Below are 11,296 nucleotides of genomic sequence, written 5' to 3' on the forward strand. Positions count from 1 at the left end.
CGCGACGTTGATCCTTGCACCGTTGCCGCAGATTCTCCGAGACTGAACCAGTCATCGCATACGAGACAGGTTGTCTCGTTTAAAACCATCTGTCAATGAAGAGGTGTGGCATGCGTGCTGTTCGGGTGACGAGGTTCGGCGCACCGGAGGTACTGGCCCTCGCCGACGTGGACGATCCGGCGCCGGGCGCCGGGCAGACACTCGTCGAGGTCGACCTGGCGGGGGTCGCCTACGGCGATGTGATCGTCCGCTCGGGCCGATACCCCCTACCGCTGCCGTGGATTCCCGGCCTGGAAGTGGCCGGGCGCGTACTCGCGGTCGGACCCGGCGCGGACGAGACGCTGATCGGCAAGACCGTGGTCGGCACCACCGCCGGACAGGCGGGCGGATACGCCGAACGCGCAGTCACCATGGGCGCCTACACATTTCCAATTCCGGACGGGTTGTCACCCGAGGTGGCGCTGACGGTCTTCCAGGCCGGTGCGCTGGCTCGCGGTCTGCTGTCGGCGATGGGGTTGCGCAGCTCGGACACCGTGCTGATCACCGCTGCCGCCGGCCGGATCGGGTCGCTCCTGGTGCAGCAGGCGAAGGCCGTGGGGGCCACCGTGATCGGCGCCGCGAACACCGACAAGTGCTGCGCCGTCGGCGCATTCGGGGCCGACCACGTTCTGGACTACACCGCGACCGGCTGGTCTCAGCAGGTACGTGAGCTGACCGACGGCCGCGGCGCGGACCTCGCGCTCGACGCCGTCGGCGGCGAAATCGCCGAGCAGACCCTCGCCACCATCGCCGACGGTGGCCGAATCGGCTTCTACGGCTACGCGTCCGGCGCGTGGCCGACGGTGGACATGAACGCCGTAGCCCGCCGCGGACTGACCGTATCGGGCCCGCTGGGCATCGTCATCCGCAAGTCCGATGCCCAACAGCGCGACGACAGCATGCAGGCGCTGGCCGCCGCCGCCCGAGGCGAACTCACTCCGCGCATCCACGCCCGATTCCCGCTGGAGCAGGCAGCGCAGGCGCATCGCGAACTCGAGCAGCGCCGCTCGGTCGGGGCGGTAATACTCACCCGGCGATAGGGAATCGCGCCGTAGCCGGTCAGTCGCGCAACAGTGGGAGCAGTTGGTCACCTTGACGCCGGATCTCCGGCAGGTACGGGGTGTCGGACAGGATGAAGTGAGTGACGCCGAGGTCTTGGTATCTGCGCAGCGATTTGGCGACATCCTCGGCCGAGCCGACGAGCCAGGTTGTGGCCGCGCCACTGCCGCCGAATTTCCCCGGTGTGGTGTAGAGGTTGTCGTCCAGGACCTCGCCGCGGGCGGCCAGGTCGAACAGCCGTCGCTGCCCCGCGGCGGCCCGTCCGAACGAGGAATGCGAGGGGTCGTGTGTGCTCGCCATCCGCTCGACCTTCGCTTGCGCATCCGCCCAAGCCTGTTCGGTGGTCTCGCGGACGACGGTGGTGACCCGCAGACCGAATTCGAGCGGGGGAAGATCTCGCTCGAGTCGGGCGCTCAGATCCCGCAACCGATCGATCCGCTCGCCGACTCCGGCGAGCGGTTCACCCCAGAACAACTGCACGTCCGCCGCGGTCGCCGCAACCCGTTCCGCGGCCTGCGACGCGCCGCCGAAATAGAGTTTGGGGTGCGGCCGGCCTTCCCGCGCGGAAAGCCGCGGCACCACAGTGGATTCGGTGACCTGGTAATGCGCACCCCGATGGGTGACCCGCTCCTGCGTCCAGAGCCTGCGGACCAGCCGGATGAACTCCTCGGTGCGGGCATAGCGAGTTGCCTGGTCTTCGTCGGCTTCACCGTAGGCCCCGAGATCGTCCTTCCCGGACACGATGTTGATACGAACCCGGCCGCCGGACAGATGATCGAGAGTCGCTGCGGCCGTGGCGAAGTGAGCGGGCCGCCAGTAGCCCGGCCGGATCGCGACGAGAGGCTCGAAACTCGACGTGCGCGCCGCCAGCGCGGTAGCGACGGTGAGCGTATCCGGCCGACTCCAGCCTGCTCCGATCAGCGCGCCCTTCCACCCGTGCTCCTCCAGGGCAAGAGCCTGGGCGGCAAGGGTTTCCAGGCTGTTGTGGTCGGTGACCGGGGTATCGCCGCGATGGCCCGGCGCGGCCTCGTTGGGGATGTACCAGAGGAATTCTGCGCTCGTCCGGGCGTCGCCGCGCCGCAGGACGGGGTCCGGGCTCACAGTCATGGGGGTCAGTCTCGCGCGAACGGGGACGAGGTGGCCACCGTTCGGATCAGTATGCGCAGATGTCGTTTTTGACAATCAATCCAACAGTACCGAACGCGAACCGCCACGACAGGCGGCTCCGACCTGCTGGTCAGTGCCAGCCGCCCGAATCTCACGGCGCATGTGTCCGGACATCGCATGCGACATCGGGTGGTTTGCATCCGACATCGGGTGGTTTGACAGATCGGAAACAGCGACCATAGCCTGGTGCTGACGAAGTGAGGCGTCGGAACGCTTCGTCGGTCACGCGGGCGACATCGTCGGTTGGTGACCGTCCATGGCGCGCTGGGAGATTCACGGCTCTGGTCCGTGCTGCGCGTGATGGAGAATTGTAGTGACCACCTTGGTTATCGGAGCCCGTGGCAGTATCGGGCGATACGTCGTCGAGCAGCTCCTTGCCGCGGGAGACTCCGCGCGCGCGTCGGTGCGGCGGCTCGGCTCGGCCGAATTTCCGGCGGGAGTGTCGGTCGTCGAGGCGGATCTGCTGAAAACCGACACGCTCGAGGTCGCGTTGCATGGTGTGCGGCGTGTGTTTTTGTATGCGCCCGCCGAGGGCGCGCACTGCTTCGTCGAGGCGGCATCGCGCGCCGATCTCGAGCGAGTGGTCGTCATGTCTTCGGGCAGCGTGCTGCTGCCGTACGCGGCAGGCAACGCCATCGCACGGGAGCATCGGGCGGTGGAGCAGACGATCTCGGCCTCGGGTCTGCCGTGGCTGCCGGTCCGGCCACTGGTATTGGCGAACAACGCGCTGCACTGGGCCGATTCGATCCGGTCCGAGGGTGTGGTCCGGTTGGTTCATCCCGAGGGTCGGACCGCACCCATCCATGAACGCGATATCGCCGCCGTCGCAGTCGCCGCACTACACGGCGCACCGGCCGACGCGATACTGACCGGCCCCGAACTCCTTTCGCAGCGTGAGCAAGTCGAGATCATCGCCTCGGCGATCGGTCGTCGGGTGCACGTCGAGGAAATCACCGAATCCCGAGCACGGCAACGGTTCGGAAGTATGGGTGATCGGGAGACCGTCGAGGCGATCCTGCAGTTCATGCGGGAGTCGACGCACGGTGGTTCACCGGCCACCGATACGGTACAGCGATTCCTCGGCCGCCAGCCCGCAGCATTCGCGGACTGGGTCGCCGATCACACAGCCGATTTCACGTAGATCGGTCGATCCGTACCCCTGGTCCCGGCCAACTTGCCCGCTCCGGGTACAGCGCGCGGTGAGCTCAGAAGTACGTGCCGGAGAACGGCTCTACTTGGGTCTCGAACAGCGCGTCCGCCTGTTCGATTGCACCGCTGCGGTTTTCGGTGGCGCGGCCGGACAGGGCCAGCTGCCGCCAGGTGGACCCGCCGAGATACACGGTCGCGAGGGCGGTCACGTCCGTGACGAGATCGGCGGGGGCCTCGACGCGGGCCGCACCGTCGGCGGAGATCCGATAGCTGCCGGTGTTGGCGGGCAGGATCGGATCGGTGACCGCCAGGATCACCGGCTCATGGTCGCGGTAGGTGCGGCGGTTCAAGGCTGCCGACACGTCGATCAGGCGCAGCCATGTCTCGTCGTGGATCCCGGACACCTCGATCACGCGACCGTCGGTGAACAAGTGGCGCAGCGGCGTATCCAGCGGGGTGAAAGTGAACGCGATCCGGTCGGCTATGTCGTGCGCCAGCAGATGCCGCAGCAGACTGCGGTAGGCGGCGGGGGTGGTGGCGATCCAGTCGTCGACGACGATGGTGCGCTGCGGATTGCGCGGCCAGCCCGCGGTGCCGGACGGACGGTAGCGCACGAAACCGTCCTCGGCGCCCGGCTCGCCGTGCGCCACGGTCCATCCCCCGTCGCCTGCGAACAGCTCCTGCGATCGCCACCAGTAGGGCGGCCGGTCGATCGCGCCGGTCCACGAAACACGCGCGGCGGCATAGATCTTCGCCAGATCTTCCCATCGGGCAGCCGGATCGAGGTAGCGGATCGGGCCGCCGTCGTGCGGCACGCTGTCGCGCAACCGGGCGCGGCCGCGATCCAGCTCGACCGTGGCATACGAGCTGGCCACACCGTAGCCGAAGCGTTCGTAGATTCCGCCCTGGGTGGCACGCAGGGTCGCGACGATCTCGCCACGGGCGGCGATATCGGCGAGCTGGCGACGAAGCAGCGCGCTCACCACGCCGCGGCGGGTATGGGTCGGCAGAACGCCGACATGGGTGACCGCGGCATGCGGGACCCGCTGCCCGCCCGGCACCACCAGCCAGCTCGTGTACGCATCGGCCGCGCCGACCAACTGCCCGTCCAGCCGGGCGGCGTGCGTGCGTCCCGGCTCGATCAGCCCGCTCGCGTCGTCCGGCAGAGGTCCGAGCCCGACCATCGCGGTGCGGAATATCTCGCCCGCGGCACGAATATCGTCCGCGTGTGCGGCCAGCTCCACATCGACGGGTGTCACTTCGCTCGTCACCGAGTCACCTCCGGATATCGAAAAGTTCGGCTTGCCCGATCGTGCCCATCCTGCCTCGAGCACCGATCCCCGCATCGCCCCGTCGGGCCACGGCCGGGCGGTGACCACTCACGCAGTTCGCAGGCCCGTATCGCGTCGGGCCGCGCCACGGGATCAGCGTCACGACGCCGGCCACCGCCGGCAGCGCAGCGGGAATACGATCACTGCACCGGCCTCCCTTTGGCGACCGCGACAGTGGCCAGGTTGAACCGGTTACTGGTCTCCTGCTGCGGCACCCCGTACACCCCGTGGCGCACCACGGTGGTGGTCTGGGCCAGCAGCAGCCAATCGGACGCAGCGTCCTCGGAAATCTGCCGGGCCACCTTCCGCAGCAACGCATCCCGGTCGGCGTCGGTCGCGGCGGTGCGGGCCTGGGCGAACCACTGCCGGGCCTGCTTGTTGTCATAGCCGAAGTAGTAGCCGGGCTCGACGTAGTTGCCCAGATCTCCGGCATCGGCATGATCGACCAGGCTGAGCTGGAAATCCTTGTCGGAGTACACCTTCGACAGCCAGGTCTGGAATTCGATCTGCCGCACGGTGAGCGTGACGCCGACCTTCTTCAGATCCGATACCAGCAGGTCGCTCAGCGAGGTCGGGTAGATGTTCGGCACGTCCAGCGTCAGCGACAGTCCGTTGCCGACTCCCGCTGCGGCAAGAAGCTTCTTGGCGTTGTCCGGGTTGTAGGGGTCTATGCCGGTCAGATCCTCGTACCAGGGATCCTGCGGCGGTACGTCGCTGCCGATCGCGATCCCGGCGCCGTAGGTGCGAATCATGCTCTGGTTGTCGATGGCCTGCCGGATCGCATGGCGCACTCGCGGATCGGTGAACGGCGCGCGGGCGTCGTTGAACGCCAGGGTGAACTTGTCGCTGGTGGTGCCGCGCAGCACGGTGAACTTCGCCTTGTCCGAGAACGGCCGCAACAGCGTCGGATCGGCGGCCACCTCGATATCGTTCTGTCCGGTCGACTCGGCGTTGTTCGCCGAGTTCGGATCCTTGATGTAGTGGAAGATCACCTGGTCGACCTTGGGTTTGACGCCCCAGTAGAAGTCGTTGCGCACCAGCCTGATCGAGGATCCGCGGTTCCACTGGGCCAGCAGGTACGGGCCCGACCCGTCCTCGGCGCCGTCCAGAACGGTGAAGTCGGTGCCCTCTTTGTACACGATGCCACCGCGCTGGGTCAGCGACCAGAGCAGCAGGGTGTCACGGTGTCTCAAGGTGATTCGCACCGTGGCGGGGTCGGGCGCCGACACAGCGGCCACCGATGCGAAGTCGGCGGCGTGCAGCGACTTCGAGCCCGGCGCGATCTGCTGTTGCAGCGACCAGACCGCATCCGCCGCGGTCAGCGGGGAACTGTCGTGAAAATTCGCGTGCGGGAACAGGTGAAAGGTGTAGACGAGCCCGTCCGGCGACTCCTCCCAGGAGCTCGCCAGCGCCGGAACGATCTTGTCCTCGGCGTTGGTGTCGATGCTGACCAATCCCTGGTACACATTGTCGAGCAGCACCTGATCCAGTGCCGTGCCCGCGGTGTCGAAGGTGTTCAGACTCGTCGGCTCCAGCGTCAGTGACACGTTCACGGTGGCCTTGGCGTCGAGCTGGTCGTCGGGAGGGGTGGCGGCCTGGGTCGTCTGCGTATCCGTGGCGGCCTCGGTGACACCGCCGGTGCCACACCCACTCGACAGTCCGGCGGCCAGCACCACCGAGCCCAGCGCTACCGCGATCCGGTGTGCCGGAACCATTCTCGATATCATTCCCGTTTCCTTCACGCATGGGCGGCGATTCGCACCGGCGAATTCGGCCTCGCTGAGTTCGGTCACGCAGTCCCACTTCCGGATCCGCGAACAGCTCCCCCGCATCCTGCAACCCCGCCGACTGCCGCACCAGACCGGGGCGTCACGCCGTTGTCGAGCTGCTGCCGCGCGCCGGGCCGGGCGTGCGCGGTCGACCTCGACATCACCGCTCAGCTCGAAGGCCGGCACCCCGCCGGCGCCCCGCGGCAGATTCCGTTTGGCCGCATCGTGCCATGGACCGGCGGGCAGACCCGGATAGCGCCCAGCGTCGGACTGTCGCTGCGCGGCGAACCATTCGGCGATGACCTGCGCGTTCCGGCTGTGCCGCTCCACCGGCGTCCTCCTTCAACACGACGTCCGGCGGGCAACAGTACCGAGGTGCGCGTTCATCGGCGCCAGCGGGCCCAGCCCGATCAGCGGGGCAATGCCGTCCTGCTGTCGCGGCGCGGGCCAGCCGAGTGGGCAGGGCGGCTGTGATCGCACCCTGCTCGTGCGTCGCTACGCGCACGGTGAGTACAAATCGTGTTTTCAGCGGGAGAATCGGCGATAGTGCGATGCATGCTTCCGGTCCTCGATCTGGCGCAGGCCGCTACCGACACCGCGCGATTCCGCTCCGCACTGCTGGCGGCGACGCACGAGTCCGGGTTCTTCTATCTGACCGGTCACGGTGTCCCACAGCGGCAGATCGACGATGTGCTCGACGTATCCCGCCGATTCTTCGCGTTGCCGCAGGAGGCGAAGCAGGAAATCAGCCAGTTGCGCAGCCCGCAGTTCCGTGGGTACTCGAGGGTGGGCGGCGAGTTGACCAACGGCGCGGTCGACTGGCGCGAGCAGGTCGACATCGGCCCGGAACTGGAGGCGATCGCCGGTGCGCGGGGATTCTGGAACCTGCAGGGCCCGAACCTGTGGCCGCCCGCGCTCCCGGAATTCCGTGTGGCGCTACAGGAATGGGATGCCGCGCTGGCAGCGGTCGGCCGAGGGCTGTTGCGCCACTGGGCCGCTGCGCTCGGAGCGGACGAGGAAGTGTTCGACGCGGCCTTCGCCGACCGCCCGGCCACGCTGATCAAGGTCGTGCGCTATCCCGGCAATCCCGACAACCCGCAGGGCGTTGGCGCGCACAAGGATTCCGGCGTTTTGACATTGTTGCTCGTCGAGCCGTCGTCCCAGGGCCTGCAAGTGGAGCTGACTCCCGACAGTTGGGTGGACGTGCCTCCGCTGGCCGGCGCGTTCATCGTCAACATCGGCGAGTTGCTCGAGGTCGCCACGAACGGATATCTGCGGGCGACCAGGCACCGGGTGATCGCGCCCGCCCCCGGCACCGACCGCGTCTCGATCCCCTACTTCCTCAATCCCGCCCTCGACGCCCACATCCCGATCATCGATCTGCCGCCGGAGCTGGCAGCCCGGGCACGCGGCGTGGCGACCGATCCGAACAACCCGATCTTCGACACCTACGGCGCGAACGCGTGGAAGTCACGCACCCGCGCACACCCGGACGTGGCCGAACTGCACCACGGCATCACGCCGCGCGGACCGGCCACGGCATACTGACCGTCGGGAATTCCGCACGAGCCGGGCGCAGCGAGCGGACCGCGACCGTATCCATCCCGGAGGCGGTGAACGCCACCCGTGTTGTGCGGCAATCGCTGCCGTAACAGCGACCGGACTGCCTACGTTCGCGCGCGGGCGACTCCCACATACACCGACACCTGAGCATCCGAACCGACGGAGAGCTCATCGTCATCACGACGCCACCGCTGCGCCGACACGATGCCGGGCTCCAGGAGTTCCAATCCTTCGAAGAACCGGGCGAACTCGGCGCGATCTCGTGTCCGCAACGGCAGGCCCGAGTCGTGGTAGAGCCGCGTCACCGCGGCGATCGCCGTCGGGTCGAAGTCGGGGGTGATATGCGACATGACCAGGTAGGAGCCGGGGGCGACGGCGTCGACCAGCGTCGCGACCATCTCGTACGGCCGGTGGTCGTCCGAGATGAACGGCAGCAGACCGATCAGGCTCAGTGCCACCGGGCGTGACAGGTCCAGGATGTCGTGCAACCGCGGGGCATCGAGAATCGCGCGGGGCGTGGTCACGTCCGCCGGGATGTACGCCGTTCGCCCCTCGGGGGATCCGGCCAGCAGGGGTGCGGCCTGAGCAAGCACGATCGGATCGTTGTCCACGTACACCACCCTGGCCTCCGGGGTGATCGTCTGGGCGACCTCGTGGAGATTCGGCCGGGTGGGGATGCCGGAGCCGATATCGAGGAACTGGGTGACGCCCCGCAGCGCCAGGTATCGCGTCGCGCGGTGCATGAACTGCCGATTCGCGCGGGTCGCGATGGTGACCGTCGGCCACAGCGTCTTCACCGCCTCGCCCGCCTCGCGGTCCGCCTCGTAGTTGTCCGTTCCGCCCAGGATGTAGTCGTAGACGCGGGCGGTGTGGGGCTGGTCCGTCCGCAGATCCGCGGGCAGTTGGTCGTCGATCACGTCGACCTCCCTCGAGTTCGGCAATCACCCTTCACCACAGGGGTTTACCGAATTCGGCGCGGGTCCGCACGGTTCGTCCCCGATGGCGGGAAATCCGACGTCGCGGCGACGGTATCTCCTCGTCGCTTGACAGCTGCCGACATGCGATGTGCAATATATTGCATGCCGGTGCCGGAGAACCGAGGACTCGTCGCCAAATCCCTCCTGCGGGAGGATGCGTATCGCGCGATTCGGGATGCCATCGTCGATGGCACGCTCACGCCCGGGGAGCGGCTCAACGATGCCGATCTGTCGGGCTGGCTGGGTGTGAGCCGCACGCCGGTGCGCGAGGCGCTAGCCCGGCTGGAACAGGCCGGGTTGGTGCAGACCAAGCCCGGCCGGCACACCATGGTCAGTCCGTTGGACGTGCGCGCGGTGCACGACGCCCAATCGGTCACCGCGGCCATGCACGAACTGGCCGTGCGTCAGGCGGTACCGAACCTGTCCGAGACGGAGCTCGAGGCCATGCGCGCGGCAAACGAGCGGTTCGCGGATGCGTTGCGCCGCAACGACTCTGGTGCGGCGATCGAGGCCGACGACGCGTTCCACGGCGTGCTGATCACCGCCTGCGCCAACCAGGCGATCGCCGCGGTGCTCGAACAGTTCTCCCCCGTGCTGCGCCGCGTGGAGCGGCTGCGGTTCTCCTCGCTCGCCGGACGGGCCTCGGTCGCCCAGCACGCGCGGATCATCGAACTGTGCGCGGCGGGCGATGCCGAGGGCGCGGCCACCGCGAGCCGCGACAACTGGCTCACTCTCGCACCGCTACTGGACACCGGCCTGGCCGAACAGTCGCAGTAAATACCGTCCGCATCACTGCTCTTGGAGGCCCCGTGTCCCTCGACGATTTCGACCGATACCCACTGCTGTTCGGCCCCAGCCCGATTCACCCCCTGGACCGGCTCAGCGACCATCTCGGCGGTGCCCGGATCTGGGCCAAGCGGGAGGACTGCAACAGCGGTCTGGCCTTCGGCGGCAACAAGACTCGCAAACTCGAGTACCTCGTGCCCGAGGCGCTCGCACAGGGCGCGGACACGCTGGTCAGCATCGGTGGCGTGCAGTCCAACCATACCCGGCAGGTCGCCGCGGTGGCCGCCCGATTGGGACTCAAAGCCGTTCTGGTGCAGGAAAGTTGGGTGAGCTGGCCGGACTCGGTCAACGACAAGGTCGGCAATATCCTGCTCTCGCGCATCATGGGCGCGGATGTGCGGCTGGTCGAGGCCGGCTTCGGCATCGGGTTCAAGGACAGCTGGAGCGCCGCGCTGGAGCAGGTGCGCCGCGACGGCGGCACACCCTACGCGATTCCGGCGGGCGCGTCGGACCATCCGCTGGGCGGCCTGGGCTTCGCCAACTGGGCCTACGAGGTGCAGGCGCAGGAACGTGAGCTCGACGTCTTCTTCGACACCATCATCGTGTGCAGTGTCACCGGCAGCACCCACGCCGGGATGATCGCCGGATTCGCAGGGCAGGACCGCCCTCGCCGCGTCATCGGCATCGACGCCTCGGCGAAGCTGAAGGAGACCCGCGACCAGGTAGAGAAGATCGCACGCAACACCGCCGACCGCATCGGCCTGGGCCGCGACCTGCGCGACGACGAGATCACCGTCCTGGAAGGCTGGGCGGGCGACCACTACGGCATCCCCGTCCAATCCACAATCGACGCGATCCGCCTGACCGGCAGCCTCGAGGGCGTAATCCTGGACCCGGTATACGAGGGCAAATCCATGGCAGGCCTGATCGACCTCATCCGCGACGACGACATCCCCGAGAACTCGAACGTCCTGTACGCACACCTCGGCGGTCAGCCGGCGCTGAACGCATACAGCGGAGTCTTCTGAGCCGCGTTTTACACGGCCGCGCCGACAGATCATGCGATCTCTTCCAGGCAACACCGAAGTGGCCGATGACCCGCCACGTCCAACGAGCCGGTCGTCGGGCTTGGCGCTGGAAGCTCCGACGTACGGGCATACGAGCAGGTTCGGATTTCAAGCCCAGAACACAAGAAAGAGGTGGGTGCGCTATGTGGTGCTTTGGCCGCGGGGTGTGGTTACCGCCAGTCGCGCACGCCTCGGGGTGATCACGGGGCGCAGGATCGGGTCGGTGAGCAGGATTACCGGCGCGATTCGGTAGGGGTTGTCGGAATGCCAGTGTGGTAGGGCGGCCTCGATTACGGCCCACGCTTCGTCGGGGCGATCCTGGGCGGCCAGCGCGCGGGCGCGGTCCAGGGCCTGTTGGAAGGACGGGGGTTCGGGGAGTTGGGGGGATA

10 protein-coding genes and 1 pseudogene are annotated in these 11,296 nt (G+C 67.7%); 5 read left to right on the forward strand and 6 right to left on the reverse strand.

What is annotated here, in order from left to right; translation table 11 throughout:
• Window positions 1–110: 110 nt before the first annotated feature.
• A complete protein-coding gene (locus JZ791_RS34005; RefSeq protein WP_216900298.1) occupies window positions 111–1,079 on the forward strand; it encodes a zinc-binding dehydrogenase in 969 nt (322 codons plus the stop codon).
• Between the two features lie 19 nt (window positions 1,080–1,098).
• Here JZ791_RS34005 and JZ791_RS34010 read toward each other — a convergent pair whose 3' ends face one another.
• Window positions 1,099–2,205, reverse strand: a complete 1,107-nt coding sequence (locus JZ791_RS34010) for an LLM class flavin-dependent oxidoreductase (protein ID WP_216900300.1) — start codon at window positions 2,203–2,205, stop codon at window positions 1,099–1,101.
• 373 nt (window positions 2,206–2,578) lie between these two features.
• On the opposite strand from JZ791_RS34010, the gene JZ791_RS34015 reads away from it, so the two are divergent.
• Window positions 2,579–3,406, forward strand: a complete 828-nt coding sequence (locus tag JZ791_RS34015) for an SDR family oxidoreductase (protein ID WP_216900302.1) — start codon at window positions 2,579–2,581, stop codon at window positions 3,404–3,406.
• A gap of 64 nt (window positions 3,407–3,470) precedes the next feature.
• Here the strand turns inward: JZ791_RS34015 and JZ791_RS34020 are convergent, their stop codons facing one another.
• The 3 genes and pseudogenes from JZ791_RS34020 to JZ791_RS46900 form a co-directional block, all read right to left on the reverse strand.
• Window positions 3,471–4,685: a GNAT family N-acetyltransferase gene (locus tag JZ791_RS34020; RefSeq protein WP_308163243.1), complete on the reverse strand. Its 1,215-nt coding sequence runs from the start codon at window positions 4,683–4,685 to the stop codon at window positions 3,471–3,473.
• Window positions 4,686–4,885: 200 nt separating this feature from the next.
• Window positions 4,886–6,472 carry an ABC transporter substrate-binding protein gene (locus JZ791_RS34025; protein ID WP_254206800.1) on the reverse strand — a complete coding sequence of 529 codons (1,587 nt, stop codon included), beginning with the start codon at window positions 6,470–6,472 and terminating at the stop codon, window positions 4,886–4,888.
• 207 nt (window positions 6,473–6,679) lie between these two features.
• Window positions 6,680–6,844: pseudogene (locus tag JZ791_RS46900) on the reverse strand (PLP-dependent transferase); the annotation flags it as partial.
• A gap of 225 nt (window positions 6,845–7,069) precedes the next feature.
• Here JZ791_RS46900 and JZ791_RS34030 point away from each other — a divergent pair.
• The gene (locus JZ791_RS34030) at window positions 7,070–8,062 is read left to right on the forward strand and encodes an isopenicillin N synthase family dioxygenase (protein WP_216900306.1); all 993 of its coding nucleotides are present in this window, start codon (window positions 7,070–7,072) and stop codon (window positions 8,060–8,062) included.
• A gap of 119 nt (window positions 8,063–8,181) precedes the next feature.
• Here JZ791_RS34030 and JZ791_RS34035 read toward each other — a convergent pair whose 3' ends face one another.
• Window positions 8,182–8,994 carry an SAM-dependent methyltransferase gene (locus tag JZ791_RS34035; protein WP_216900315.1) on the reverse strand — a complete coding sequence of 271 codons (813 nt, stop codon included), beginning with the start codon at window positions 8,992–8,994 and terminating at the stop codon, window positions 8,182–8,184.
• Between the two features lie 162 nt (window positions 8,995–9,156).
• Here JZ791_RS34035 and JZ791_RS34040 point away from each other — a divergent pair, with 162 nt between their 5' ends.
• Complete coding sequence (locus tag JZ791_RS34040; RefSeq protein WP_216900317.1) at window positions 9,157–9,831, forward strand: GntR family transcriptional regulator; 675 nt, start codon at window positions 9,157–9,159, stop codon at window positions 9,829–9,831.
• Window positions 9,832–9,863: 32 nt separating this feature from the next.
• Window positions 9,864–10,868 carry a 1-aminocyclopropane-1-carboxylate deaminase gene (locus JZ791_RS34045; RefSeq protein ID WP_216900319.1) on the forward strand — a complete coding sequence of 335 codons (1,005 nt, stop codon included), beginning with the start codon at window positions 9,864–9,866 and terminating at the stop codon, window positions 10,866–10,868.
• Between the two features lie 180 nt (window positions 10,869–11,048).
• Here the strand turns inward: JZ791_RS34045 and JZ791_RS34050 are convergent.
• A partial coding sequence (locus JZ791_RS34050) for a hypothetical protein (protein ID WP_216900321.1) occupies window positions 11,049–11,296 on the reverse strand: 248 nt, incomplete at its 5' end.

The organism is Nocardia alni, assembly GCF_019038435.1.
Lineage (GTDB): Bacteria > Actinomycetota > Actinomycetes > Mycobacteriales > Mycobacteriaceae > Nocardia > Nocardia alni.